Source organism: Micromonospora sp. NPDC049301 (assembly GCF_040678715.1).
In the GTDB taxonomy this organism is placed as follows: domain Bacteria; phylum Actinomycetota; class Actinomycetes; order Mycobacteriales; family Micromonosporaceae; genus Micromonospora.
Genome location: NZ_JBFAQO010000005.1, coordinates 387,420 through 412,520 on the forward strand (window position 1 = coordinate 387,420; position 25,101 = coordinate 412,520).

General features: G+C 73.3%; 22 protein-coding genes and 2 pseudogenes. 15 read left to right on the forward strand and 9 right to left on the reverse strand.

The genetic code is table 11. The features are described from left to right. Positions 1-28: 28 nt before the first annotated feature. Positions 29-442: a MarR family transcriptional regulator gene (locus AB0K07_RS17605; protein ID WP_363756640.1), complete on the reverse strand. Its 414-nt coding sequence runs from the start codon at positions 440-442 to the stop codon at positions 29-31. Positions 443-749: 307 nt separating this feature from the next. On the opposite strand from AB0K07_RS17605, the gene AB0K07_RS17610 reads away from it, so the two are divergent. After that, complete coding sequence (locus AB0K07_RS17610) at positions 750-2,402, forward strand: alkaline phosphatase D family protein (RefSeq protein WP_363756235.1); 1,653 nt, start codon at positions 750-752, stop codon at positions 2,400-2,402. Positions 2,403-2,496: 94 nt separating this feature from the next. Here AB0K07_RS17610 and AB0K07_RS17615 read toward each other — a convergent pair whose 3' ends face one another. Next, positions 2,497-2,901, reverse strand: a complete 405-nt coding sequence (locus AB0K07_RS17615) for a YjbQ family protein (protein ID WP_363756237.1) — start codon at positions 2,899-2,901, stop codon at positions 2,497-2,499. A gap of 201 nt (positions 2,902-3,102) precedes the next feature. On the opposite strand from AB0K07_RS17615, the gene aceE reads away from it, so the two are divergent. Next, the gene (gene aceE, locus AB0K07_RS17620) at positions 3,103-5,841 is read left to right on the forward strand and encodes a pyruvate dehydrogenase (acetyl-transferring), homodimeric type (RefSeq protein ID WP_363756239.1); all 2,739 of its coding nucleotides are present in this window, start codon (positions 3,103-3,105) and stop codon (positions 5,839-5,841) included. Positions 5,842-6,025: 184 nt separating this feature from the next. Here aceE and AB0K07_RS17625 read toward each other — a convergent pair whose 3' ends face one another. Further along, complete coding sequence (locus AB0K07_RS17625) at positions 6,026-6,475, reverse strand: SRPBCC domain-containing protein (protein WP_074313361.1); 450 nt, start codon at positions 6,473-6,475, stop codon at positions 6,026-6,028. A 188-nt stretch (positions 6,476-6,663) separates the two neighbouring features. Between AB0K07_RS17625 and AB0K07_RS17630 the strand changes: the two genes are divergently transcribed. The 3 genes from AB0K07_RS17630 to gltX are packed head-to-tail and all read left to right on the forward strand — an operon-like array spanning position 6,664 to position 10,748. Then, on the forward strand, positions 6,664-8,013 hold the full coding sequence (locus tag AB0K07_RS17630; protein WP_363756242.1) for a GH1 family beta-glucosidase: 1,350 nt from the start codon (positions 6,664-6,666) through the stop codon (positions 8,011-8,013). Continuing rightward, complete coding sequence (locus AB0K07_RS17635) at positions 8,010-9,287, forward strand: MFS transporter (RefSeq protein ID WP_363756244.1); 1,278 nt, start codon at positions 8,010-8,012, stop codon at positions 9,285-9,287. The genes AB0K07_RS17630 and AB0K07_RS17635 overlap by 4 nt, the downstream gene beginning before the upstream one ends. Positions 9,288-9,338: 51 nt before the next feature. After that, entirely contained in the window at positions 9,339-10,748 is a 1,410-nt protein-coding gene (gene gltX / locus AB0K07_RS17640) for a glutamate--tRNA ligase (RefSeq protein WP_363756246.1), read from the forward strand. A 235-nt stretch (positions 10,749-10,983) separates the two neighbouring features. On the opposite strand, the gene AB0K07_RS17645 is transcribed toward gltX, so the two are convergent. Further along, a complete protein-coding gene (locus AB0K07_RS17645; protein WP_363756248.1) occupies positions 10,984-11,619 on the reverse strand; it encodes a copper resistance CopC family protein in 636 nt (211 codons plus the stop codon). Positions 11,620-11,860: 241 nt separating this feature from the next. Between AB0K07_RS17645 and AB0K07_RS17650 the strand changes: the two genes are divergently transcribed. Continuing rightward, the gene (locus AB0K07_RS17650) at positions 11,861-12,511 is read left to right on the forward strand and encodes a hypothetical protein (RefSeq protein WP_363756249.1); all 651 of its coding nucleotides are present in this window, start codon (positions 11,861-11,863) and stop codon (positions 12,509-12,511) included. Between the two features lie 58 nt (positions 12,512-12,569). Here the strand turns inward: AB0K07_RS17650 and AB0K07_RS17655 are convergent, their stop codons facing one another. Then, entirely contained in the window at positions 12,570-12,911 is a 342-nt protein-coding gene (locus AB0K07_RS17655; protein WP_363756251.1) for a hypothetical protein, read from the reverse strand. An 82-nt stretch (positions 12,912-12,993) separates the two neighbouring features. Between AB0K07_RS17655 and AB0K07_RS17660 the strand changes: the two genes are divergently transcribed. From AB0K07_RS17660 to fabF, 6 genes and pseudogenes are all read left to right on the forward strand, one after another. Next, the gene (locus AB0K07_RS17660; RefSeq protein ID WP_363756253.1) at positions 12,994-13,161 is read left to right on the forward strand and encodes a hypothetical protein; all 168 of its coding nucleotides are present in this window, start codon (positions 12,994-12,996) and stop codon (positions 13,159-13,161) included. Positions 13,162-13,166: 5 nt separating this feature from the next. After that, positions 13,167-14,459: pseudogene (locus tag AB0K07_RS17665) on the forward strand (helix-turn-helix domain-containing protein); the annotation flags it as partial. A 78-nt stretch (positions 14,460-14,537) separates the two neighbouring features. Continuing rightward, positions 14,538-15,449: pseudogene (locus tag AB0K07_RS17670) on the forward strand (ACP S-malonyltransferase); the annotation flags it as partial. Positions 15,450-15,493: 44 nt separating this feature from the next. After that, entirely contained in the window at positions 15,494-16,438 is a 945-nt protein-coding gene (locus AB0K07_RS17675; RefSeq protein ID WP_363756255.1) for a beta-ketoacyl-ACP synthase III, read from the forward strand. Positions 16,439-16,523: 85 nt separating this feature from the next. Then, positions 16,524-16,763 (forward strand): acyl carrier protein, encoded by a 240-nt coding sequence (locus AB0K07_RS17680; RefSeq protein WP_088960922.1) that lies wholly within the window; start codon positions 16,524-16,526, stop codon positions 16,761-16,763. A gap of 2 nt (positions 16,764-16,765) precedes the next feature. Next, positions 16,766-17,992 (forward strand): beta-ketoacyl-ACP synthase II, encoded by a 1,227-nt coding sequence (gene fabF / locus AB0K07_RS17685; RefSeq protein ID WP_363756257.1) that lies wholly within the window; start codon positions 16,766-16,768, stop codon positions 17,990-17,992. 91 nt (positions 17,993-18,083) lie between these two features. Here the strand turns inward: fabF and AB0K07_RS17690 are convergent, their stop codons facing one another. Next, a complete protein-coding gene (locus tag AB0K07_RS17690) occupies positions 18,084-18,302 on the reverse strand; it encodes a hypothetical protein (protein WP_363756259.1) in 219 nt (72 codons plus the stop codon). Between the two features lie 103 nt (positions 18,303-18,405). Between AB0K07_RS17690 and AB0K07_RS17695 the strand changes: the two genes are divergently transcribed. Continuing rightward, complete coding sequence (locus tag AB0K07_RS17695; RefSeq protein WP_363756261.1) at positions 18,406-20,277, forward strand: NAD-binding protein; 1,872 nt, start codon at positions 18,406-18,408, stop codon at positions 20,275-20,277. A 12-nt stretch (positions 20,278-20,289) separates the two neighbouring features. Here the strand turns inward: AB0K07_RS17695 and AB0K07_RS17700 are convergent, their stop codons facing one another. Further along, a complete protein-coding gene (locus AB0K07_RS17700; RefSeq protein WP_363756263.1) occupies positions 20,290-22,023 on the reverse strand; it encodes a glycoside hydrolase family 3 N-terminal domain-containing protein in 1,734 nt (577 codons plus the stop codon). A gap of 98 nt (positions 22,024-22,121) precedes the next feature. Continuing rightward, entirely contained in the window at positions 22,122-22,613 is a 492-nt protein-coding gene (locus tag AB0K07_RS17705) for a DUF3145 domain-containing protein (protein WP_363756265.1), read from the reverse strand. 308 nt (positions 22,614-22,921) lie between these two features. On the opposite strand from AB0K07_RS17705, the gene AB0K07_RS17710 reads away from it, so the two are divergent. Next, positions 22,922-23,251 carry a hypothetical protein gene (locus tag AB0K07_RS17710; RefSeq protein WP_363756267.1) on the forward strand — a complete coding sequence of 110 codons (330 nt, stop codon included), beginning with the start codon at positions 22,922-22,924 and terminating at the stop codon, positions 23,249-23,251. Positions 23,252-23,343: 92 nt separating this feature from the next. Here AB0K07_RS17710 and AB0K07_RS17715 read toward each other — a convergent pair whose 3' ends face one another. Continuing rightward, the gene (locus AB0K07_RS17715; protein ID WP_363756269.1) at positions 23,344-24,000 is read right to left on the reverse strand and encodes a carbonic anhydrase; all 657 of its coding nucleotides are present in this window, start codon (positions 23,998-24,000) and stop codon (positions 23,344-23,346) included. Positions 24,001-24,148: 148 nt separating this feature from the next. Between AB0K07_RS17715 and AB0K07_RS17720 the strand changes: the two genes are divergently transcribed. Then, positions 24,149-25,093: an alpha/beta hydrolase gene (locus tag AB0K07_RS17720; protein WP_363756271.1), complete on the forward strand. Its 945-nt coding sequence runs from the start codon at positions 24,149-24,151 to the stop codon at positions 25,091-25,093. Positions 25,094-25,101 lie beyond the last annotated feature (8 nt).

Sequence of the window (25,101 nt, forward strand, 5' to 3'; positions counted from 1 at the left end):
CAGCGGGACACGGCGGGCGCCCCTCGGCTCATTCCGGCCCGCAGGGCTCCGGCCACCCGCCGTCGGACACCTTCCACACCAGGTCGCGCAGGGTGCCCAGCTCCCGGTCGGTCAGCCCGGCCAGGAGTCGGGAGTCGGACATCACCTCGATCACCCGGTCCCGCACGCCCCGGCCCCTCTCGGTCACCACGAGCGTCTTCTGTCGCCGGTCGGTGGGGTCGGTGCGGCGATCGACCAGGCCGACCTGCTCCAGCTTGTCGACCAGCGCGGTGACGTTCGACCGGTCGCAGCCCAGCCGCTCGGCGAGGTCGCGGGCCGGCAGCGGCCGGTCCGGGTCCAGCTCGTGCAGCGCCCGGGCCGCCGCCGGGGTGAGCCCCAGCTCGGCGAACGCGGTGCCCTGCCGGTGCCGCAGGGCGGCGGTCACGTGCGCCATCCGGCGCATCACGTCGGCGGCCAGGCCGACACGGTCCACCGGCCCGCCGGTTGCGGGAACGACCTCCTGCGCCACGGCCACATCGTACGCAGCGGGCCGGCCGGTCAGCCCAGCGATCGGGACCGGTCACGCCGGGTCGAGCGGACCTCGGCCGGCGCGGCGTGGGCCGACGGCGCGCGGAGTGGACCGGGACATCGACGGTGCTGATCGGTGTTCGACTGCCGGCGACGAGCTGGGGCCCTCGCCGTCACCTGCCGGCCACCGGGGCTCGCGAGGCTGCCGGAGTCACGAGAGATCGGACTCTGGGGAGGATTTCATGTCACTGTCCCGACGTACCATCCTGCTGTCCGGCGCCGCCCTCGGCGCCGCTGGCGCCGTCACCGGGGTGCCGGTGGCGGCCGGCGCCGCGGCGGCCCGCCGCCCGCTGGCCTACCCGTTCACCCTCGGCGTGGCCTCCGGCGACCCCGATCACGACGGGTTCGTGCTGTGGACCCGACTGGCTCCGCAGCCGCTCGCCGAGGACGGCCTCGGCGGCATGCCGGACCGCGACGTCCCGGTGCACTGGGAACTGGCCGCCGACGAGCGGTTCCGGCACGTCGTGCGTCGCGGCGTCGCGGTCGCCCGCACCCGCTCGGCCCACAGCGTGCACGTGGAGCTGGCCGGCCTGCTGCCCGGCCGGGAGTACTTCTACCGGTTCCGCGCCGAGCGGCACCTCTCGGCGGTCGGGCGCACCCGCACCGCCCCGGCGCCGTGGACCATGCCGGCCGCGCTGGCGATGGGCTTCGCCTCCTGCTCCCAGTACGAGCACGGCTACTTCACCGCCTATCGGCGGCTGGCCGAGACCGAACCGGAGCTGATCCTGCACCTGGGCGACTACCAGTACGAGTACGCCCCGGACACGTACACCGTCCCGGGTGGCAACCCGCGCGACCACGAGGGGCCGGAGACCCGGACGCTGGCCAACTACCGGCAGCGGCACGCCCAGTACAAGACCGACGCCGACCTGCAGGCGGCGCACGCGGTGGCGCCCTGGGCGGTGGTCTTCGACGACCACGAGGTGGAGAACAACTGGGCCGACGACGTGCCGGAGGCGCCGGACCCGGAGTTCCCCGCCCGGCGGGCGGCGGCGTTCCAGGCGTACTACGAGAACATGCCGCTGCGACGCACCTCCATCCCGCGCGGCGTCGACATGCAGCTCTACCGGCGGGTGCGCTGGGGCCGGCTGGCCACCTTCCACATGCTCGACACCCGGCAGTACCGCGACGACCAGGCCTGCGGCGACGGGTACGACGCCTGCCCGGCGGCCTCCGACCCGGCCCGGTCGATCACCGGCGCCGAGCAGGAGGCGTGGCTGCTGGACGGCTTCCGCCGCTCGGACGCCCGCTGGGACATCCTCGGTCAGCAGGTGTTCTTCGCCCAGCGGGACAACAACGCCGGCCCGCTCACCGTCACCAGCATGGACGCCTGGGACGGCTACGTCGCCTCGCGGGACCGGATCACCCGGGGCTGGCTGGCCGCCGGGGTGCGCAACCCGGTGGTGCTGACCGGTGACGTGCACGCGCACTGGGCCAGCGACCTGAAGCTGGACTACGCCGACCCGACCTCGCGCACCGTCGGCACCGAGCTGGTCTGCTCCTCGATCACCTCGACCGGCGACGGCGCGGACTCGGCGTCTGGGTCGCACCCGTGGTTCCCGTTCAACCCGCACCTGCGCTTCCAGAACAACCTGCGGGGGTACGTCCGCACCACGATCACCCCGGGGCAGCTCACCGCTGACTTCGACGTGCTGCCGTACGTCAGCCGGCCGGGCGCGCCGGCGTACACCCGGGCCTCGTTCGTGATCGAGGACCGGGTGCCCGGCCTGCACCAGACGGCCGACAACCCGATCCCGTCGGCGGCCCGCACGGCCACCGGCGCGGGTGCGGACGAGGGCCAGCGCACGGTGGACCAGGAAACGCTCCGCCCCTGACTCCACGCCGCGGTCCGCGCGACGTCAGGGAAGGTGTCGCCTCGGCACGTGGGGCGGCGGCGGATTCCCCGACGTTGCGCGGATCCCGGGGGCCTCAGGCCGGGAGGAAGGAGAAGCGGACCTGGCGGACCGGGTTGTCGCCGTTGGTGTCGACCAGGCAGAGCGACTGCCAGGTGCCCAGCGCGAGCCGGCCGCCGAGCACCGGCAGCGTCGCGTACGGCGGGACGAACGCCGGCAGCACGTGGTCGCGACCGTGGCCGGCCGAACCGTGCCGGTGCCGCCAGCGGTCGTCGACGGGGAGCAGGTCGTCCAGCGCGGTGAGCAGGTCGCCGTCGGAGCCGGAGCCGGTCTCGATGATCGCCAGGCCGGCGGTGGCGTGCGGCACGAAGACGTGCAGCAGGCCGTCGCCCTCGCTGGACACGAACCCCTGGGCCTCGGCGGTGATGTCCCGGACGGCCGGCCGGGTCCCGGTCTGGACGGTGATCACGTCACTGCGCATACGTCGCATTCTGCCGCAGTAGCGGCTCAGCAGCCGCTGCCACCGGACGACGCCGAAGGACCGGAGGCGCCCGTAGCGCTAAGTTACCGGCGGGTACCTGTGTTCAGCGTCGCGTCAAGGGGACCTAGACGTGACGACGGGTGCCACCAGGGGGCAGGATGGCGCTAGAGACCTATCCCACACACAACCGAGGGAACGCCTGTGGCTACGGAACGCAAGCGCCCGGTGATCAGCGACGGCCTACCGAGCCAGCTTCCGGACATCGACCCTGACGAAACAAGCGAATGGGTCGAGTCGCTTGACGGTGTCATCGACGAGCGCGGTGCCAAACGTGCCCGCTACGTCATGCTGCGCCTGCTGGAGCGGGCCCGTGAGCGCCAGGTCGGGGTACCGCCCCTGACCACCACCGACTACATCAACACCATCCCGTCGGAGCGCGAACCGTGGTTCCCGGGCGACGAGCACGTCGAGCGGCGCATCCGGGCCTACGTCCGGTGGAACGCGGCGATGCTGGTGCACCGGGCGCAGCGCCCGGAGATCGGCGTCGGCGGGCACATCTCCACCTTCGCCAGCTCGGCGTCGCTCTACGAGGTGGGCTTCAACCACTTCTTCCGGGGCAAGAACCACCCGGGTGGCGGCGACCACATCTTCTACCAGGGCCACGCCTCCCCGGGCATGTACGCGCGGGCATTCCTGGAGGGGCGGCTCAGCGAGCACCAGCTCGACGGGTTCCGCCAGGAGCTGTCACACCCGGGCGGCGGGCTGCCGTCGTACCCGCACCCGCGGCTGATGCCGGACTTCTGGGAGTTCCCCACCGTCTCGATGGGCCTCGGCGGTCTGAACGCGATCTACCAGGCCCGGTTCAACCGGTACCTGCAGCACCGCGGCATCAAGGACACGTCGCAGCAGCACGTCTGGGCGTTCCTGGGCGACGGTGAGATGGACGAGCCGGAGACGCTGGGCGCCATCGGCGTGGCCGCCCGCGAGGAGCTGGACAACCTCACCTTCGTGATCAACTGCAACCTCCAGCGGCTGGACGGCCCCGTCCGCGGCAACGGCAAGGTCATGCAGGAGCTGGAGGCGTTCTTCCGGGGCGCCGGCTGGAACGTGATCAAGGTGGTCTGGGGCCGCGAGTGGGACCCGCTGCTCGCCGCGGACACCGACGGCGCGCTGGTCAACCTCATGAACACCACGACCGACGGTGACTACCAGACCTACAAGGCGGAGTCCGGGGCGTACGTGCGGGAGCACTTCTTCGGCCGCGACCCGCGCACCCGCAAGATGGTCGAGCCGCTGAGCGACGACGAGATCTGGAACCTCAAGCGGGGTGGACACGACTACCGCAAGCTCTACGCGGCCTACAAGGCGGCCACCGAGCACACCGGGCAGCCGACCGTCATCCTGGCGAAGACGATCAAGGGCTGGACGCTCGGCTCGCACTTCGAGGGCCGCAACGCGACCCACCAGATGAAGAAGCTGACGCTGGAGGACTTGAAGACCTTCCGCGACCGCCTCTACCTGGACATCCCGGACTCGGCGCTGGAGGAGAACCCCTACCTGCCGCCGTACTACCAGCCGGGTGAGAAGTCCGAGGAGCTGGCGTACCTGAAGGAGCGGCGCCAGCAGCTCGGCGGCTACCTGCCGTCCCGGCGGACCAGCACCAAGCGGCTGGCGATCCCCGGCCCGGAGCGGTTCGCCGACGTCAAGCGCGGCTCGGGCAAGCAGAAGGTGGCCACCACGATGGCCTTCGTCCGCCTGCTCAAGGACATCATGAAGGACAGGGAGTTCGGCAAGCGCTGGGTGCCGATCATCCCCGACGAGGCGCGCACCTTCGGCCTGGACTCGATCTTCCCGACCGCGAAGATCTACTCGCCGCACGGCCAGCGCTACACCTCGGTCGACCGGGAGCTGTTCCTGTCGTACAAGGAGTCGACCACCGGTCAGATCCTGCACGAGGGGATCAACGAGGCCGGCTCGGTCGCCTCGTTCACCGCCGCGGGCTCGGCGTACGCCACCCACGACGAGCCGATGATTCCGATGTACATCTTCTACTCGATGTTCGGGTTCCAGCGGACCGCCGACGGGCTGTGGGCGGCGGCGGACCAGATGGCGCGGGGCTTCCTGCTGGGCGCGACCGCGGGGCGGACCACGCTCAACGGTGAGGGCCTCCAGCACGAGGACGGCCACTCGCTGCTGATCGCCGCCACCAACCCGGCGGTGGTCGCGTACGACCCGGCGTTCTCCTTCGAGATCGCGCACATCATGGAGAACGGCCTGCACCGGATGTACGGGGACGCGCAGGAGAACGTCTTCTACTACCTGACGGTCTACAACGAGCCGATCCTCCAGCCGGCCGAGCCGGCCGGGGTGGACGTGGAGGGCCTGCTCAAGGGCATCTACCGCTACTCGCCGGCACCGCAGGTCGACGGCCCGAAGGCCAACGTGCTCGCCTCCGGCACCGGCATGCAGTGGGCGCTCAAGGCCCAGCAGCTGCTCGCCCAGGACTGGGGGGTGGCCGCCGACGTCTGGTCGGTGACCTCCTGGACGGAGCTGCGCCGCGACGCGGTGCAGTGCGAGGAGTACAACCTCCTCAACCCGGGCGCCGAGGCGAAGGTGCCGTACGTCCAGCAGAAGCTGGCCGACGCGGACGGGCCGAAGGTCGCGGTCAGCGACTGGATGCGTGCGGTTCCGGACCTGATCGCCCGCTGGGTGCCCGGCGACTACACGTCGCTCGGCACCGACGGCTTCGGCATGTCGGACACCCGGCACGCGCTGCGCCGGCACTTCCACGTCGACGCCGAGTCGATCGTGGTCGCCACGCTGCGGCAACTCGCCCGCAGCGGCGCGGTCGCGGCGACCGTGCCGGCCGAGGCCGCCAAGAAGTACGCGATCGACGACGTGAACGCCGCCCCGGTCGGCGAGACCGGCGGCGACAGCTGATCCAGCACGACCAAGGAAGGGCCCGGCGCACCCGCGCCGGGCCCTTTTTGGTGCACCCGCGTCCTCGCCCCGCACTCCCGACCGACCGGGCGGACGGAGGGTGAGATGGGGGCGGCGGCGGTCCGGGTCCCTGGCGGGGACCCGGGGCCACCGCCGGGGCGGGTGACGCCGGGGACTCGGCGGATCAGCCGACGGCGGCCAGGTCGGTCAGCCGGGCCAGCGAGTCCTCCAGGTCCGCGCCGACCCGGCGCAGCCCCAGGCGCAGCAGGGCCGCCTTGACCGGGCCGGCCGGCCAGCGGACCACGATGAGCCGCACGATGGTCCCGCCCTCCTCCTCCTCGTCCGGAGTGAGCTGGACGTAGATCTCGGTGCGCGCCTCCGCGCGGGCACCCGCGCCCTTGGCACGTTCCCGCCAACCGATCAGGGTCGGCTCCTGGTAGGCGATCACCTCGGCCTCGTGCGCCGAGCCGCGCCCCGCCTGGACCAACTGCCGCCGCCCGAAGCCCTCTCCGGAGAGCACTTCGGCCGCGCGGACCCCCGCCAGCCAGGCCGGCAACTGCTCGGCCCGCTGTACGACGTCCCAGACCACTTCCACCGGCGCCGCCACGTGCGCACTGCGTTCCACGAGGATCATTTCCGTCTTTCCTCCAGTGAGGACATCCCACGATATCGGCACTCTATGCGCAAAATCGGACGTACCTGGACGGGTTCGGAAAAAGACACGCCGATCAACCATTGCGTAAGTCGTCATCCCGGCCTATGGCGCATTCATCCGGAGCGTCCTAGAGTCCCGAACACGTTTCACGTTGACCGGGAGGGCGCATGCCGACCGCACCGATGCCCGAGTTCCCCGCCGCCTTCCGCTGGGGCGTTTCCACCTCGGCCCACCAGATCGAGGGCGCCACCACGGCCGACGGGCGAGGACCGTCCATCTGGGACACCTTCGCGCACTCCCCCGGGCGGATCAGCGACGGCAGCAGCGGTGAGGTGGCCTGCGACCACTACCACCGGCACACCGAGGACGTCGCGCTGCTGGCCGGGCTGGGCGTGTCGGCGTACCGGTTCTCCATCGCCTGGCCGCGGGTCCAGCCCGCCGGCGCCGGCCCGGCCAACGCCGCCGGCCTGGACTTCTACGACCGGCTCGTGGACGAGCTGCTGGCCGCCGGCATCGACCCGGTGGCCACCCTCTACCACTGGGACCTGCCCCAACCACTGGAGGACGCCGGCGGCTGGTTGCACCGCGACACCGCCGCCCGGTTCGCCGAGTACGCCGACCTGACCGCCGCCCGCCTCGGCGACCGGGTCCGGCTCTGGATCACGCTGAACGAGCCGTTCATCCACATGAGCCTCGGCTACGGCATGGGCGTGCACGCCCCCGGCCGGATGCTGCTCTTCGACGCCTTTCCGGTCGCCCACCACCAACTGCTCGGGCACGGGCTCGCGGTCGCCGCGCTGCGGGCCCGCACCGCCAGCCCGGTGGCGATCGCCAACAACTACTCGCCGGTGCGGGTGCTCGGCGACAGCGACGCCGACCGGGCCGCCGGCGCCGCGTACGAGGCGCTGCACAACCGCCTCTTCACCGACCCGCTGCTCGGCCGGGGCTACCCGGAGCTGCCCGGCTTCGACGCCCGCGTCATCCACGACGGCGACCTGGACACCATCGCCGCGCCGATCGACGTGCTCGGGGTCAACTACTACAACCCGACCGGCGTACGGGCCGCGGAGGAGGGCTCACCGCTGCCGTTCGAACTGGTGCCGCTGGAGGGTTACCCGCGCACCGCCTTCGACTGGCCGGTGGCCCCCGACGGGCTGCACGACCTGCTCCGCTGGCTGCGCGACACGTACGGCGAGGCACTGCCCCCGATCGAGATCACCGAGAGCGGCTGCGCGTACGACGACGCGCCGGACGCGGACGGGCGGGTGGCGGACCCGGACCGGATCGCGTACCTCGACGGGCACCTGCGGGCGGTGCGGGCCGCCATCGACGACGGGGTGGACGTGCGCGGGTACTTCGTCTGGTCGCTGCTGGACAACTGGGAGTGGGCCGAGGGGTTCACCAAACGCTTCGGCCTGGTGCACGTCGACTACGCCACCCAGACCCGTACGCCGAAGTCCTCGTACACCTGGCTGCGGGACCTGATCGCGGCCAGCCGGCCGGGGTCGGCGCGGTGACCACCCTCGACCCGACCCCGGCGTCGCTGCCGGCCGCGCTCGCCGAACCGACCGTGCCGGTACGGCGCGGCTGGATCGGGTTGATCTTCGCGGCCAACCTCGGGGTCTGGATGGCGTTCTTCACGCCGATCCAGGTGCTGCTGCCGCAGCAGATCGAGCGGATCGCGCCGGGCGACAAGGAGACCATGCTGGCCGTGGTCACCGGCCTGGGAGCGCTGGCCGCCGTGCTGGCCAACCCGCTCGCCGGCGCGCTGTCCGACCGGACCTGCCTGCGGGTGGCCGGTCGGGAGTTCGGCCGCCGGCACGTCTGGACCGCGGGCGGGGCGGTGCTCGGCGCGGCGGCGCTGGTGCTGCTGGCCCAGCAGCGCACCATCCTCGGGGTCGCCCTCGGGTGGGTCGCCGCACAGGTCTGCTTCAACGCGATGCTGGCCAGCCTCACCGCCGCCGTCCCGGACCGGGTGCCGGTCGTGCAGCGCGGCGGCGTCTCCGGCTGGGTGGGCATCCCGCAGGCGCTCGGGCTGGTGCTCGGCGCGGTGCTGGTCACCGCCCTGGTCACCGGCAACGCCGCCGGCTACGTCGCCATCGCGGTGGCCATCCTGCTGCTGTCGCTGCCGTTCGCGCTGTTCACCCCGGACGACCCGCTGCCCCGCGCGCACCGGCCGGCGCTGCGGACGCGGACGCTGCTGGCCTCGATGTGGATCAGCCCCCGTCGGCACCCGGACTTCGCCTGGGCCTGGATCACCCGGTTCCTGGTCCAGCTCGGCAACGCGCTGGGCACCCTCTACCTGCTGTACTTCCTCACCGACGGGGTGCGCCACCCCGACCCGGAGGGCGGTCTGCTCGTCCTGATCCTGCTCTACACGCTCGGCATGATGCTGACGGCGGTGGTCGCCGGCCGGCTGTCGGACCGCTCCGGGCGGCGCAAGATCTACGTGATCACCTCGGGGCTGATCATGGCGGTGGCGGCGCTGCTGCTCGCGGTCGCGCCGGTCTGGCCGATGGCGATCGTCGCGGCGCTGCTGCTCGGCGCCGGGTACGGCGTCTACCTCTCGGTGGACGCCGCGCTGATCACCCAGGTGCTGCCCAGGGCCACCGACCGGGCCAAGGACCTCGGCGTGATCAACATTGCCAACTCGGCGCCGCAGGTGCTCGGGCCGGCGCTCTCCGCCCCGCTCGTGGTGCACCTGGGCGGCTACCCGACGCTGTACGCGGTCACCGCCGCGGTCACCCTCGTCGGCAGCGCCCTGGTCGTCAAGATCCGCTCGGTCCCCTGAGTCGGGGGGCCGTGGCCAAAAGCGGTCGCCAGCCGCCGTAGGCTGGGGGACGTGACGGTACGTGTGCGCTTCGCCCCTTCCCCGACCGGTATGTTCCACGTCGGCGGCGCCCGCTCGGCGCTGCAGAACTGGATCTACGCCAAGCAGCATGGCGGGGTGTTCGTGCTGCGCATCGAGGACACCGACGCCGCACGTAACAAGCCCGAATGGACCGAGGGCATCCTCTCCGCGCTGGACTGGATCGGCATCGAACGCACCAGCTACGAGGGCCCGCACTTCCAGTCGGAGAACGCCCACGAGCACCGGGCCGCCGCGCAGCGGCTCTACGAGTCGGGGCGCGCGTACTACTGCGACTGCACCCGCGAGGACGTGCAGGCCCGCACCGGCTCGCAGCACCAGGGCTACGACGGCTACCACCGCGACCTGGGCCTCGGCCCGGGTGCGGGCCGCGCGCTGCGCTTCCGCACGCCCGACGAGGGCGCGACCGTGGTGGTCGACCTGATCCGGGGTGAGCCCACCTTCGAGAACCGGCTGATCGAGGACTTCGTCATCGCGCGGGGCGACGGCTCGCCCGTCTTCCTGCTGGCCAACGTCGTCGACGACATGACCATGGGGATCACCCACGTGATCCGGGCCGAGGAGCACCTCCCCAACACCCCCAAGCAGCAGCTGCTCTGGGACGCCCTCGGGGTCAAGCCGCCGATCTGGGCGCACGTGCCGGTGGTGGTCAACGAGAAGCGGCAGAAGCTCTCCAAGCGGCGGGACAAGGTCGCCCTGGAGGCGTACCGCGACGAGGGCTACCTCGCCGGCGCGATGCGCAACTACCTGATGCTGCTCGGCTGGGCGCCCTCCGGGGACCGGGAGATCGTCCCCTGGTCGGTGATCGAGGACGAGTTCCGGCTGGAGGAGGTCAACCCCTCCCCCGCGTTCTTCGACGAGAAGAAGCTGCGCGCGTTCAACGGCGAGTACATCCGGGCGCTGCCGGTGCCCGAGTTCATCGACGCCTGCCAGCCGTGGCTCACCGGCACCGGCACCATCGCGCCGCCGCCGTGGCAGCCCGAGGAGTTCGACGCCGACGCGTTCGCCGCCGTGGCGCCGCTGGCCCAGACCCGGATCGCGGTGCTCAGTGAGATCGTGCCGAACGTCGACTTCCTCTTCCTCGCCTCGCCGCTGATCGACGAGGCGGCCTGGGCCAAGACGATGAAGGACGGCTCCGCCGAGCTGCTGGACGCCGCCATCGCCGCGTTCGAGGCGCTGGAGTCGTGGGACGCCGAGTCGTTGAAGTCGACGCTGGAGGCGGTCGGCGCCGAGCGGGGCCTCAAGCTCGGCAAGACGCAGGCCCCGGTCCGCGTCGCGGTGACCGGTCGCACCGTCGGCCTGCCGCTGTTCGAGTCGCTGGAGGTGCTCGGCCGCGAGCGCACCCTGACCCGGATGCGCGCCGCCCGGGTCCGCCTGGTCTGACCGCCTCCGCCGCGCCAAGCCGCCCCGCTCGACGACCGCGGGGCGGCTTGCGTCGGCGTCGCCATCCGCACCGAACTGGCGGCCTCACCTTGAAGGAGCCGGGCTAACCATCCTCGCCCCCTTTGCTCTGCTTACAAATGCGCAACAGAAACATGCGCTGAATGTTGCGTGCGGGTAAGCAGAGCAAAGGGGACAACGGGGCTGCCCTGGGGTCGGCCAGGCGTTTGATCCGGGCTCAGCCGCGGGTGGCCCGGCGGCGGAGCAGGAACCCGCCCACCAGGGCAGCGAGCAGCACCAGCGCGCCGAGTGCCCAGAGCCACCAGCGGGGACCGGAGTCGGCGCGTTCCTGCGCCAGCGGCTCGGCCGCCGTCGGGCTACCGCCCTCCGCAGCGGGTGACGCCGAGGCCGGCCCGGCCGACGGCGAGCCGCCCGCAGCACCCGGCGTCGCGACAGTGCCACCGCTGACCGATGGCAGGGCGGACGGGCTCGCGGACGGGTCGGCGGCCGTGCCGGTGGTGAGGGTGAACCGCACCTCCCCCTTCACCGGGTGCCCGTCGCCGGAGGCGACCTGGTAACCGACGATGTAGAGCCCCGCGGCGGCCGGCTTGAACGGCACGCGCACCCGGCTGCCGGCGAAGGTCGGCGGCCCGCCAGCGACCACATTGTCCGGTCCGGTTACTGTGATCTTCGTCGTAGCCGGGTCAGGCTTGGCCAGGAACCGGAGCTCGATCCGGGTGGGCGCGGTGGCCACCCGGGCGCCGTCGCGCGGATCGCTGCCGGTCAGCGAATTGTGCGCGGCGGCCGGCGTCGCCGGAACCAGCAACGACACACCGCACGCCACGCCGAGCACCACTGGCACGATCCGCGCCACACGTGTAACCCTGCCCCCCATGAACCCCTCCGTAAGGGTACGATCCGCCCGCTGATCAAACGACTCCTCATTAGTCGAGCAGAGATCGCAGATAGTTCCAAATACTGCTCCACAAGCTGCAAATCATCGACGTTCTGCGACTCTGTGAGGAGTGGCCCCGACCGCCCGGTCGGTCCCGCCACCGACCAATCGATCCGGACGTCACGGCGAAGCCATCCATCGAACGGGGCGAGGAGGCGGGATGGTCCGACAGATGAGGCGGTGGGTCGGCGTGCTGGCCGGCACACTGGCGGCGGCGCTGCTGTCGCTCGGCACCGCCGGTCCGGCCAGGGCCGCACCGAAGCCCGCACCCGCCGCGGTGGACATCACCGGCCCGGGGCTGTCCCAGCCGCTGCGGTTGCGCATGGACACCCAGCCCGCGCACGTGGTCGCGGTCATCGACCAGGTCAACTTCCTCGGCCGCACCGGCCTGCCCAACGGGCCGAAGGCGGCCAACCTCGGTCCGAAGTACACGGTGGTGGTGCTCGCCGGGGAGACGCCGAAGCAGACGTACGACCTCTACCCCAAGGCGGTCGGCGGCCCACGGATCTACCGACCGGCGAAGCAGCCGGACGCCCGCAAGACCAGCGCGGGTTGGTTCCTCGGCCGGCTCAGCATGTCCGAGACGCTGCGCACCGCGGGGGTGCCGCTGGAGCGGCAGTTCGACACGGTCAGCGGCGGCGTGGGCGGCGGCGAGCGGGTGCTCCCGGAGGACACTCTCGACCCGGCCAAGGACATCGACGAGGCGCTGGGCGAGTTGCAGCGACTGCTGGTGCTCAACGTCGCGGTGATGCTGACCATCACGGTCGGCCTCGCCGGGATCGCGCTGCTGATCCGCCGCCGCACCCGCTGACCCGCCACCCCGACTCACCTGCCCGGCCGCGCACCGACCGTCGCGGGCGGTCGGGCGGTCAACACCAGCGGCGGGGCGGGCGCTCCCGCCGGGTGGCCCGCTGACGCGGCCGGACCGGGCCGTGCCGGTGGGCGCCCGCCCACCCGGGCATCTCGCTGCGACAGCCGGCGGCCGGGTCGGGCTCGGGCTCCCCGGGCACCGCCGGCTCGGCGGTCCGCTGGCGGGGCACGACGGCGTCGTCGTCGGCCCGGTCGGCGGGCCGGCCGTTGGTCGGCTCCGCCGGGTGCGACGGCACGCCGCCGACCGTCCGGCGGTGCTTGGCAGCGGCCTGCGGGTCGTGGTGCCCCGGCCGGCAGGGCTCCCCCTGGGCGCAGCCGTGCTCGGCCTCCCCGTGCGCCATCCCGGTCTCCTCCCGCTCGCACTCACCCGCGGGTGCTCCCCCCGACGTGCCCTGTCACCGTACTGGCCGGGACCGACGGGTCGTGCACGGCGTACCCCGGGGTCAGCGCTTCGGGCGGCGCGGAAAGAGGGTCTCCCGGACCGGAAAGGCGAGCAGCCAGATCACGATGGCCCGGCTGTGGCGCTGGCTGCTGCGGGCGACCCGCGCCCGCCCCGCCACCGTGATCGCGGGCCCGGCCGGCCCGGCATGAAGATCCAGGTCAGCGCATGTCAGGCTAGGGCGGTGAGTACGCCGGGCGGTGGGGAGCTGACGGCCACGCTGCGTCAGATCGAACGCGCGGCGGGGGCGCTGGCCACCGCCAGCGTGGCCCGGATGGATGAGACGCTGCCCTGGTTCCGCGCACTGCCGGCCGACCAGCGCTCCTGGGTGATGCTGGTCGCCCAGGCCGGCGCCCGCTCGCTGGTGCAGTGGCTGCGCGACGGCGGCGGCACGGCGGACAGCACCCAGGAGGTCTCCGACGAGGTCTTCGCCGCCGCTCCCGAGGCGCTGGCCCGGTCGATCACCCTCCAGCAGACCGTGGCGCTGATCAAGGTGACCATCGACGTGGTCGAGGAGCAGGTGTCGCACCTGGCCGCCGAGGGCGAGGAGCAGCAGCTGCGCGAGGCGGTGCTGCGCTTCTCCCGCGAGATCGCGTTCTCCGCCGCCCGGGTGTACGCGCGGGCCGCCGAGTCCCGCGGCGCGTGGGACGCCCGGTTGCAGGCCCTGCTGGTCGACGCGCTGCTGCGGGGTGACTCGCCGGACGTGCTGGCCAGCCGGGCGGCGGCGCTCGGCTGGACGGACGCGCCCCCGGTCGCGGTGGCGGTCGGCCGCTCCCCCGGCGGGGAGGTCTCCGCGGTGCTGCACGTGGTCTACCGGCAGGCCCGGCGGATCGGGGTGGAGGTGATCGGCGGGGTGCACGGCGACCGGCTGGTGATCGTGCTGGGCGGCGCGCCGGACCCGCTGGGGGCCACCGGCAAGCTGCTGACCGCGTTCGGGGACGGGCCGGTGGTGGTGGGTCCGGCCGTACCCAGCCTGGACGAGGCGACGGAGTCGGCGCGGGCCGCGCTGGCCGGCTTCCGGGCGGCGCCGGCCTGGCCGACGGCGCCCCGGCCGGTGCCGGCCGCCGACCTGCTGCCGGAGCGGGCCCTCGCCGGCGACGCCGAGGCCCGCCGTCGCCTGCGGCATGACGTGTACGCGACGCTGGTGCGCGCCGGTGGCGAGCTGCTGGAGACGCTGGACGCCTTCCTGGCGGCCGGCGGCACACTGGAGAGCGCCGCTCGGGCGCTGTTCGTGCACCCGAACACGGTGCGCTACCGGTTGCGCCGGATCGCCGAGGTGACCGGCTTCTCGCCGCTGTCTCCTCGGGACGCGTTCGCCCTCCAGGTGGCGCTGACCGTCGGCCGGCTGGATCCCGTGGTCCCGGTTACCCCGCCCGTCGCGAGCCAGACAATGGCCCCGGCCGTCCGGAAACCTGCCCAAAGCGGTGACGATCACCGCCGATCTTTGTAGGAACCCTCCAAAGGTTCTAGTGTGGTTTGGTCGAGGCCGGCACAGCGTTACCCACGCTTATCCGGGAGAGTCATAGTCGTGCTCGCCGTACTTAGTCCCGGCCAGGGTTCCCAGAAACCCGGCTTCCTGACCCCCTGGCTCGACCTGACCGGCACCGAGGCGCGACTGCGCTCGTGGTCGGCTCTGGCCGGGGTCGACCTGCTGCACCTGGGCACCGCCGCCGACGCGGACGAGATCAAGGACACCGCCCGCACCCAGCCACTGCTGGTCGCCGCAGCGCTGCTCGCCGGCGAGCACCTGCCGCTGCACGACGTGACGCTCACCGCCGGGCACAGCGTCGGCGAGCTCGGCGCCGCGGCTCTGGCCGGGGTGCTGTCGGCCGAGGCCGCCATCACCCTCGCCGGCGTCCGGGGCCGGGAAATGGCCGCCGCGTGCGCCCTGGAGCCGACCGGGATGGCCGCCGTGCTCGGTGGCGACCCGGACGAGGTGCTCGCCGCGATCGCCAGGCACGGGCTGCACCCGGCCAACCGCAACGGCGCCGGGCAGATCGTCGCGGCGGGCGCGCTGGACGGGCTGGACAAGCTCGCCGCCGAGCCGCCGGCGAAGACCCGGATCATCCGGCTCCAGGTGGCCGGCGCGTTCCACACCCCGTACATGGCACCGGCCGAGACCGCGCTGGCCGCGGTGGCCGCCGGGATCACCCCGACCGACCCGGCCCGGATCCTGCTGTCGAACCTCGACGGCGCCGCCGTCAACCACGGCCGCGACATGGTGCAGCGCCTGGTCCGCCAGGTCACCGCGCCGGTCCGCTGGGACCTGTGCATGCGCACGCTGGCCGACCTCGGGGTGACCGGCGTGATCGAGCTGCCGCCGGCGGGCACACTCGCCGGGCTGGTCAAGCGCGAGCTCAAGGGCGACGGCGCCCCGGAGATCGTCACCCTGAACACCCCGGACGACCTGCCCGCCGCGCGGGACCTCATCGCCCGGCACGGCACGACGCCGGGCCACCGGCCCACCATCATCGGAGGACTTTCATGACTGGCAGTCGCATCGTCTCGATGGGGCACTACCAGCCCTCCCGGGTGGTGACCAACGACGACATCGCCCAGCTCGTGGACACCAACGACGAGTGGATCCGGGACCGGGTCGGCATCGTCACCCGGCGGATCGCCGACGGTGAGACGGTCGCCGACATGGCCGCCGCCGCCGCCGGCAAGGCGCTGGCCAACTCCGGCCTGACCGCCGCCGACATCGACCTGGTCGTGGTCGCCACCTGCACCTCGGTCGACCGCAGCCCCAACGTGGCCTGCCGGGTCGCCGCCAAGCTGGGCATCGCCGCGCCGGGCGCGTACGACGTCAACACCGCCTGCTCGGGCTTCGCCTACGCGCTGAGCACCGTCGACCACGCCATCCGGGCCGGGGCGTCGCGCAACGCGATCGTCATCGGCGCGGAGAAGCTCTCCGACTTCACCGACTGGACCGACCGCTCCACCTGCATCATCTTCGGCGACGGCGCCGGCGCCGCGGTGGTCACCGCGACCGCCGACGACGAGCCGGCCGGCATCGGTCCGGTGGTCTGGGGTTCGGCGCCGGAGAAGAGCGACGCCGTCCGCATCGAGGGCTGGCGCCCGTACATCCAGCAGGAGGGGCAGGCGGTCTTCCGCTGGGCCACCACCGCGCTGGCGCCGCTGGCCCTGCAGGCCTGCGAGCGCGCCGGGGTCGACCCGTCGGAACTGGCCGCGTTCGTGCCGCACCAGGCGAACGCCCGGATCATCGACGGCATCGCCAAGCGGCTCAACATCCCCAACGCGATCATCGCGAAGGACATCGTCGAGTCCGGCAACACCTCGGCGGCGAGCGTGCCGCTGGCCCTGTCCAAGCTGGTGGAGCGGCGGGAGGTGCCCTCGGGCGCCCCGGTGCTGCTCTTCGGCTTCGGCGGTGGCCTGACCTACGCCGGTCAGGTCGTCCGCTGCCCCTGATGACCCCCTCGGGCGCGCACGCGCCCAGGTGTGGCGGCTGGCGACGCCGGCCGCCGGAAACCCCCGATGAAAGGAACCAACCGCAATGACCCGTGACGAGATCACCACCGGCCTCGCCGAGATCCTCGAAGAGGTTGCCGGGGTGAACCCGGACGACGTGGCCGAGGGGAAGTCCTTCACCGACGACCTCGATGTCGACTCGCTCTCCATGGTGGAGGTCGTGGTGGCGGCCGAGGAGAAGTTCGGCGTCAAGATCCCGGACAACGAGGTGCAGAACCTCAAGACCGTCGGCGACGCCGTCACCTACATCGAGGCGCAGTCCTGATCATGAGTCGTCCTGACGTCGTCGTCACCGGGCTCGGCGCGACGACCCCGCTTGGCGGGGACGTCGCGTCGACCTGGGACGCCATGCTCGCCGGCCGCTCCGGGGTGAGCGCCCTCACCCAGGAGTGGGCCGCGCAACTGCCGGTCCGGATCGCCGCCCAACTGGCCGTGGAACCGTCCGAGGTGCTGGACCGGGTCCGCCTGCGCCGGCTGGACCGCTCCGAGGCGATCGCGATCATCGCGGCGCAGCAGGCCTGGGCGGACGCCGGCCTGGCCGACTCCGGCCTCGACCCGGAACGGCTGGCGGTCAGCGTCGGCTCCGGCATCGGCGGTGCCACCACCCTGCTCGCCCAGGACGACATCCTGGAGGCGTCCGGGCCGCGGCGGGTCTCCCCGCACACCATCCCCATGCTGATGCCGAACGGTCCGGCCGCCTGGGTCGGGCTGGAGCTGGGCGCCAAGGCCGGCGTGCACACGGTGGCCAGCGCCTGCGCCACCGGCGCCGAGGCGATCGCGCTCGGCCTGGACATCATCCGCGCCGGCCGGGCCGACGTGGTGGTGGCCGGCGGCACCGAGGCGGTCATCCACCCGCTGCCGATCGCCGGGTTCAGCTCCATGCGGGCCATGTCGACCCGCAACGACGAGCCGGAGCGGGCCTCCCGCCCGTGGGACCGGGGCCGTGACGGCTTCGTCCTCGGCGAGGGCGCCGGCATCGTGGTCCTGGAGCGCGCCGAGCACGCCGCCGCCCGGGGCGCCCGGGTGTACGCGCGCCTCGCCGGCGCCGGGATCACCTCCGACGCGTACGACATCGTGCAGCCGCACGCCGAGGGTGAGGGCGCCATCCGGGCCATCGCCAAGGCGATCGCGGACGCCGATGTGGCCAAGCGGGACATCGTGCACGTCAACGCGCACGCCACGTCGACCCCGGTCGGCGACATGCTGGAGATCGGCGCGCTGCACAAGGCACTCGGCGACCACCCGGTGCTGGCGGCGACCAAGTCGATGACCGGTCACCTGCTCGGTGCGGCCGGCGCGCTGGAGTCGATCGCCACCATCCTGGCCATCCGCGACGGTGTCGTACCTCCGACGATCAACCTCGACGACCCGGACGAGGCCCTCACCCTGGAGGTGGCCACCCACAAGGCTCGCCACATGGAGATCCCCGCCGCGCTGAACAACGCGTTCGGCTTCGGGGGCCACAACGTGGCTCTCGTCTTCACGCGGGCCTGAGACCAGAGGCTTTTGAGGCGGACTCCCGCCTCAGCGGTGTACGGAAGGGCCCCTGCTCGTCGCGAGGCGAGAGCAGGGGCCCTTCCTTCGTTCAGGCTCGGTTGCGGGGGTGCTGCTTCGCGGTGCGCTCGTTGCCCCGGCGGTAGTTGCCCGTCCAGCGGGCCATCACCAGCTGCGGGTCGGCGTCCACCTCGGCGAGGAACTCCGCCGCCCGGCCGCCGCGCAACGTCGTGGCCACCCGCCCGTGATGTGTGATCACCACGGTGCCGTCGGCCCGTTCCGCCCAGTCGAAGTCCCGCGCCTGCCCCATGGCGACACGGTGCCAGGCCCGGGGCAGCCGACGCGACCGGTTTCCCGGCGCCCACCCGTCGTCGGGACCCTGCGGACTGGTTGCCGACGGATACCATGCGGGCGTGCCCGACGAGAGCGCGGACGGCGTCGATCTGGATTCCGGTCGGCGGTTCGTGGTCTGCGGGGACAACGCGCTCGCCCGCCGGCTGGTCACCGAACTGGTCGACCGGTACGCCGTGGCCGTGACCGTGGTGCTGCCGTCGCTGACCGACAACCACGCCCCGGACATCGCCGAGTTCGCCGCCGAGGCCGTCGCGGCGGGTCCGCGCCCCGAGGTGGTGGTGGCCCGCCGGCTGACCAGCGAGGTGCTGCACCGGGTGGGCGTACGCGGAGCGGCGGCGGTAGCGCTGGTGAGCGCGGACGACGTGGCCAACGTGGACGCCGCGTTGATCGTCCGGGAGTTCGATCCCGACGTGCGGGTCGTGGTCCGGCTGTTCAACCCGGTGCTCGGCGAGGGTGTGGCCACCATGCTCGGCGACTGCGCGGTGCTGTCCGGGTCGGAGATCGCCGCGCCGGCGTTCGTGGCCGCGACGCTCGGCGACGACACACCGACCTACCTGCGGTTGCCCGACGACGAGCTGTTGCGGACCGCCAGTCGCGCCACGCTCGATCCGGCCACCGCGGACGTGGTCTGCGCGCTGGCCGACACCAGCGGACCCGAGCCGGTCACCCTCCCGCCCCACGAGGACGCCGCAGACCTGGTGCTGGTGCGGGCGTACGGCCGCCGCCGGTCGGCGCCGTCCCGACCGCGCCGCCGGCTGCTGCGGACCGCCCGGTTGGTGCTCGGCCGGCGCCTACGCTGGGCGCTGGGTGCGATGGCCGGGCTGCTCGCCGTTGGCAGTGTGCTGCTCGGCCAGGCCCGGGACCTGGATCCGGTGCAGGCCGGCTACCTGACCGTGCTCACCGCCCTGGGCGGCGCGGACGCGGACCCGACCGGCTCACCGGTGGAGAAGGTCACCGCCCTGCTGCTGGTGGTCACCGGCGTGGCGCTGGTCCCCACGGTGACCGCACTGGTGGTCGACTCGGTGGTGCGGGCTCGGCTGGCCGTCGCGGCCGGCCGGCTCACCGACCCGCTCAACGACCATGTGATCGTGGTCGGGCTGGGCAACGTGGGCACCCGGGTGGTGCAGGAGTTGCACTCGTTCGGCCTGACCGTGGTGGCGGTGGACCGGGCGGCGACGGCCCGTGGCGTTGCGGTGGCCCGGGAACTGGGCCTGCCGGTCCTGATCGGCGACGCGTCCAGCCCGGAGACGTTGCGGGCGGCATCCGTGTCGACCTGCCGGGCGCTGGTCGTGCTCTGCGCCGACGACGTGACCAACCTGGAGACCGCGCTGCTCGGGCGCTCGCTGTACCGGGCGGCGTCGGGGGGCACCGCGCCGCCGCTCCGGGTGGTGCTGCGGCTCTTCGACGAGGGGTTCGCGCAGCGGGTGCAGTGGGCCTTCGGGATCAACCACTCCCGCAGCGTCTCCTACCTGGCGGCGCCGGCGTTCGCGGCGGCCATGATGGGCCGTGAGGTGATCGACACGATCTCGGTGGGACGGCGGGTCCTGCTGCTCGCGGAACTACCGGTCGGCGCGGGCTCGGAGGTGGAGGGCAGCACCTGTCCGCAGATCAGCCGGCCGCGCGAGGCCCGGCTGATCGCGATGCGGACCGGCCGGGTGGGGCAGACCATCTGGTCGCTGCCGCAGCGGCGGCCGTTGGTGCGCACCGACCGGCTGCTGGTCGTCGCCACCCGGGCCGGTCTGGCGGCGCTGCTGGCCCGGACGGCGCCGAGCGACGACCCTCCACCGATGTCGCCGAGCACGGTCGGCGGGACGCCGCTGCGGCTGCTCACCCCACCGCCGGCGCGCCGGCCGAGCCCGGACACCGGGCGGTCACACCCGTCCGTGAACGGCGATGCCACCGACCGGCCGGAGGCCGGGGCCGACCGCTGACCCGGGCGACGGTCAGGTGGCGCAGGTGGTGGCGGGCAAACCGGGCACGGCCACCGGGGACCGGCCGCCCGGGCGGGCCTTGCCGGCCAGCACGGCGGCCAGCGCGGTCATCGACGCCCGGCTGGAGGAGTACGTGGCCAGCAGCGTCGGCGACGCCGCCTTGGCCAGCACGTACGGGGTGTCCATGGCGACCGTGACCGCCGCGTCGGCGCGCAGGTCACCGGCGCCGTCGCCGTAGCCGACCAGGTGCACCACCGTGCCGCCGCTGGGTTTGACGGCCACGCCGGCCGCGGTCAGCGCGGCGGTGAGGGCCGCCCGGGTGCCGTCCCGGCCATCGGAGGAGGTGACGGTGACCGGCCCGCGCACCGGGCCACCGCAGGCGCCGCGCAGCACGGTGACCGCACCGGCGGCCAGCGCGTCCGCAGCCGCGCGGTGCGCCGGGGTGTTGAGCGTGGACATCTGCGCGGGCGGGAGCGCCGCCAGCCGGAACTTCATGGTCAGCACCCGGGTGACCGCCTCGACCAGTCGGGCCCGGGTCAGCGACCCACCGCGCAGCGCGGCGAGCAGCCCGTCGTACGCCTGGCCGACGTTCGGGGTCATGAGGATCAGGTCGTTGCCGGCGTTCAGCGCCCGGACCGCGGCCTCGCCGGGAGCCCAGCGCTTCGCCGGCGGCATGTTCATGCCGTCGGTGATCACCACGCCGGTGAAGCCGAGCTGGCCGCGCAGCACGTCGGTGAGCAGCTTGCGCGAGAAGGTGGCCGGGGTGCCGGGGTCGATGGCCCGCGCGTCGAGGTGACCGGACATCACCGCCATCGCGCCGGCGCCCATCCCGGCGGTGAACGGTGGCCAGGCGCCGCTCTTCAGCGCCGCCGCGGACTGGGTGAGCACCGGCAGGTCCTGGTGCGAGTCGTCGGCGCTGTGGCCGTGACCCGGGAAGTGCTTGAGGGTGGCGGCCACGCCGACCGCCTGGAGGCCGCGGACCGCGCCGCCGACCTGAGCCGCGGCCTGCTTGGGGTCCGCGCCGTAGGACCGGGAGCCGATCACCGCGCTGCGGGTGGCGAGCACGTCGGCCACCGGCGCGAAGTCGATGTTGATCCCCATCGCCGCCAGCTCGGTGCCGGCGGCCCGCCAGGCGGCCTCGGTCAGTGCGGGGTCGCCGGCCGCACCGGCCGCGAGGGCGCTGGGCAGCACGGTGACGCCATCGGTGATCCGGGTGACCACGCCGTACTCCTGGTCGGTGCCGACCAGGAAGGGCGCCGGGCCGGCGGCGAGCCGACCGGCGGCGGTACGCAGCCCGCTGGTCAGCTCGTGCACCTGCTTCGGGTTGTCGACGTTGGTGGTCTCCTGGTTGCCCTTGGTCGGGTCGTCGGCGCTGAACCCGACCAGGATCAGCCCGCCCAGCCGGTACTTGGCGATCATCTCGGCCGGGGTGTCGACCCCGGCCAGCGCCTGGTTGCCGGCGGCCGAGCCGGGTGAGACCTTCGTGGCCGAGTCGCCGTACGCGTACGGCATCAGCACCTGGCCGACCAGGTCCTCGTCGGAGAGCGTGGCGACCAGCGCGGCGGCCTGGGCGGCGGGATCGCCGGGCGGCGTGGTCGCGGGTGTGCTCGGCCCGGCGGAGGTGCCGGCCGGGGCGGGCGACGGCGCGGGGCGTTCCGCGGTGCCCGAGCAACCGGAGACGAGCAGGGCGGTCAGGGCGGCGACGGCGACGCTTGCGCGACGCGGGCGAATCGGCACGCCGCCCATCCCATCAGTTCCCCCTTATCGGGGCAACTTGACCTTACCGGCCAACACGGCGGGCCGCCGCCGCGCCGAGCGTGCGGGCAGGTGGCCGGGTGGCCGGGTCAGCCGACCCGGGTGAGCAATGTCACCGGCGCACCGTCACCGGCGTACCGGTAGGGCTCCAGATCATCGTCCCACGCGGTGCCGAGCGCCTTGTCCAGCGCGTGCGCCAGCGCCTCCGGGGCCCGGGCGGCAACCATGAGCGCCCGCAGCCGGTCCTCGCCGAGCTGGATGTCGCCGGCCGCGCCGACGGTGGCCCGGAACAGGCCGCGCGCCGGCACGTACATGAAGCGCTCGCCGTCGGCGCCGGGACTCGGTTCCTCGGTCACCTCGAAACGGATCATGGGCCACTGCCGGAGGGCAGCAGCCAGCTCGGCGCCCGTCCCCGGACGACCGGTCCACCCGCACTCGGCCCGGCGTGCGCCGGGATCGACGGGCTGAGCCGTCCACTGCAGGTTGACCGGCGCGGCTAGGACGCGCGCGATCGCCCACTCGACGTGCGAGCACACGGCGAGCGGGGTCGAGTGGACGTATACGACGCCACGCGTTGGCACGGTGACCTCCCGGAGAGCGAGGTGCGTCTTCCCCTACGACCTCGTCCACCCGAGTGGCTGATGCAACACATGATTACTCCTGGGACGGATGGTTCGCCAGGGAATCGGAAAAAACGCCGGCTGGAATAGCCGGACGGGTGGTCTCCGTTGCCTCTCAGGACACCGCGACGACCAGCCTGATGTCGTGGTCCTGTACAGTTCCATCGGCGGCTTGTGCCGCGCACAACTTCGTGGGCCGACCCCGGTGGTCGCCCGCACACAGCCCCCGGACGTCCAGTCCTCCCGTACGTCTTGCAAGGAGTACCTCCGTGGCGAGCAACACCTCTAAGACCGCGCGCGCGTCCGTCCGGGCCGGCCAGGCTGGCCAGGGTGGCGCCCTCAGCGTGCTGGGCGAGTTCAAGTACCTCATCCCGCTCAACGGCGGCAAGCACGCCTACGTGCGCAACCTGACCAACGGCAAGACCGCGCACCTGCGCACCGACTCCGAGGCCTTCGTCGAGGAGATCCGGGTGCTGGCCGCGGCCGGCCACGCCGCCAAGATCCGGGCGGAGATCAACACCCTGGCCGCTACCCACCCGGGTGACGGCTGGGAGGCCACCGAGAAGCGCCTGGTCGCGGCCGGCGTCTTCGAGGGCTGAGCCCTCCCCCACCGCATCACCTGAAAACGCCCGCCGGGAGTTCCCGGCGGGCGTTTTCGCGTCCGTACCCTCGGCCGGGGTGCCCCGCGGGCTCAGGCCGGGTCCAGCAGGGCGACCTCACCGGTGGCCAGGTCGTAGAGGCCGCCCACCACGGCCACCCGGCCGGCGGCGACCGGCCCGGCCAGCAGGTCGTCGTGGCGCAGGGTGTGGACCGTGCGCCGGACGTGCCGACGGATCGCCAGCGGGTGCACCGCCGGGTCGTCCAGCCCCACCTCGATCACGGCTGGGGCGATCTCGTCCACCAGGTGGGCCAGCGAGCCGCCGGGACGCTCCCCGGCGCGCAGCGCGTCGACCGCGGCGCCCACCGCGCCGCACCGCTCGTGGCCGAGCACCATCACCAGCGGTACGCCGAGCTGGCCGACCACGTACTCGATCGAGCCGCACACCGCGCGGTCGAGCACGTGCCCACCGGTGCGGATCACGCAGATCGCGCCGAACGTCTGGTCGAAGATGGCCTCCAGTGGCACCCGCGAGTCGATGCATCCCAGCACCACCGCGTACGGCTGCTGGTCACCGGAGGCGGCCGCGGCGGCCGTCACGTCGTGACCGTGCACCGGCTGGCCGCTGACGAACCGCCGGTTGCCGGCGAGCAGGTCGGCCAGCGCGGCGCGGGGCGTGCCACCGGCCTGTCGCCCCGGCGCCGAAGGCCCGCCCGCCGGCGCTCCGGGCGTTTCCCCCGACGACCCCATGACCTTCAGCTTGGCCCGCGGACGGCGGCCACGGGCGGGGTCGGGAATGTTCGCTGCCGCGCGATTGGCGTGGTGTCATGGCGGGTAGCCGGTGTTACCGCCGGGTATCCCGGTGCCGATGGTGCCCGGCGGCCCTGGGGAGGTGGCGATGCAGGAGCGGTTCGAGGTCGGTCTGCCCGACGGCGTACGGCTGCACGTCGAGGCGACGGGGCCGGCGGACGCCCCGGTGACCGCCATCCTGCTGCACGGCTGGACGCTGGACGGGCGCAGCTGGCACCGGCAGGTCGACGCCCTTACCGGGGCGTCCGGCGAAGCGGTGCGGGTGGTCACCTACGACGCGCGTGGGCACGGCCGCTCGAGCTGCATGTCGCTGCCCACGGCCACCCTGGCGCAGCTCGGCGACGACCTGGCCGCGGTGCTCGACGCGGTGGCGCCGTCCGGCCGCGTGGTGCTGGTCGGGCACTCGATGGGCGGAATGACGATCATGGAGTACGCGCACCGCCACCCCGCGCACTTCGCCGCCCGCACGGCCGGCCTGGTCTTCGTCTCGACCACCGCCGAGGGGCACACGCACACCGTCTACGGCCTCTCCCCCCGGATCGCCCGGCTGATCCGGCTGGCCGAGACGACCGGCGCCGGGGTCCTGGCCCGGTGCGGTTCGTGGCGGGCACCCCGGGCGCTGCTGCGCGCGCTGCAACCGAGCATCCGGTGGATTCTCTTCGGCGACCGCTGCGAGCCGGCCGACATCCGCCTGGTGACCTCGGCGGTGGCCCGCGCCTCGCTGCGCTCGATCGGCGGGTTCCGCGCCTCGATCGGCGCCCAGCACCGGCTGGACACCCTCGCCGCGCTGGCCCACCTGCCGGCGGCCGCCCTGGTCGGCGACCGGGACCGGCTGACCCCGCCGCCGTGCGCCGAGTCGATCGCCGCGGTCCTGCCCGCCACCGAGCTGATCGTCTGCCCGGGCGCCGGGCACATGCTGATGATGGAACGCCCGGACGAGGTGAACGCCGCGCTCACCGGAGTCCTGCGCCGGGTGCTCGACGAGCCGGCGCCCCTCACGGGCGACGCGACCGCCGCCGGAACGGGTCGCTGACCACGTTC

Excerpts from the sequence above, each read along its gene's own strand:
- AB0K07_RS17605 (WP_363756640.1), bottom strand. The coding sequence starts at position 442 with ATGCGCCGGATGGCGCACGTGACCGCCGCCCTGCGGCACCGGCAGGGC.
- AB0K07_RS17610 (WP_363756235.1), top strand. The coding sequence starts at position 750 with ATGTCACTGTCCCGACGTACCATCCTGCTGTCCGGCGCCGCCCTCGGC.
- AB0K07_RS17615 (WP_363756237.1), bottom strand. The coding sequence starts at position 2,901 with ATGCGCAGTGACGTGATCACCGTCCAGACCGGGACCCGGCCGGCCGTC.
- AB0K07_RS17625 (WP_074313361.1), bottom strand. The coding sequence starts at position 6,475 with ATGATCCTCGTGGAACGCAGTGCGCACGTGGCGGCGCCGGTGGAAGTG.
- AB0K07_RS17630 (WP_363756242.1), top strand. The coding sequence starts at position 6,664 with ATGCCGACCGCACCGATGCCCGAGTTCCCCGCCGCCTTCCGCTGGGGC.
- AB0K07_RS17650 (WP_363756249.1), top strand. The coding sequence starts at position 11,861 with ATGGTCCGACAGATGAGGCGGTGGGTCGGCGTGCTGGCCGGCACACTG.
- AB0K07_RS17655 (WP_363756251.1), bottom strand. The coding sequence starts at position 12,911 with ATGGCGCACGGGGAGGCCGAGCACGGCTGCGCCCAGGGGGAGCCCTGC.
- AB0K07_RS17675 (WP_363756255.1), top strand. The coding sequence starts at position 15,494 with ATGACTGGCAGTCGCATCGTCTCGATGGGGCACTACCAGCCCTCCCGG.
- AB0K07_RS17680 (WP_088960922.1), top strand. The coding sequence starts at position 16,524 with ATGACCCGTGACGAGATCACCACCGGCCTCGCCGAGATCCTCGAAGAG.
- fabF (WP_363756257.1), top strand. The coding sequence starts at position 16,766 with ATGAGTCGTCCTGACGTCGTCGTCACCGGGCTCGGCGCGACGACCCCG.
- AB0K07_RS17690 (WP_363756259.1), bottom strand. The coding sequence starts at position 18,302 with ATGGGGCAGGCGCGGGACTTCGACTGGGCGGAACGGGCCGACGGCACC.
- AB0K07_RS17700 (WP_363756263.1), bottom strand. The coding sequence starts at position 22,023 with ATGGGCGGCGTGCCGATTCGCCCGCGTCGCGCAAGCGTCGCCGTCGCC.
- AB0K07_RS17715 (WP_363756269.1), bottom strand. The coding sequence starts at position 24,000 with ATGGGGTCGTCGGGGGAAACGCCCGGAGCGCCGGCGGGCGGGCCTTCG.
- AB0K07_RS17720 (WP_363756271.1), top strand. The coding sequence starts at position 24,149 with ATGCAGGAGCGGTTCGAGGTCGGTCTGCCCGACGGCGTACGGCTGCAC.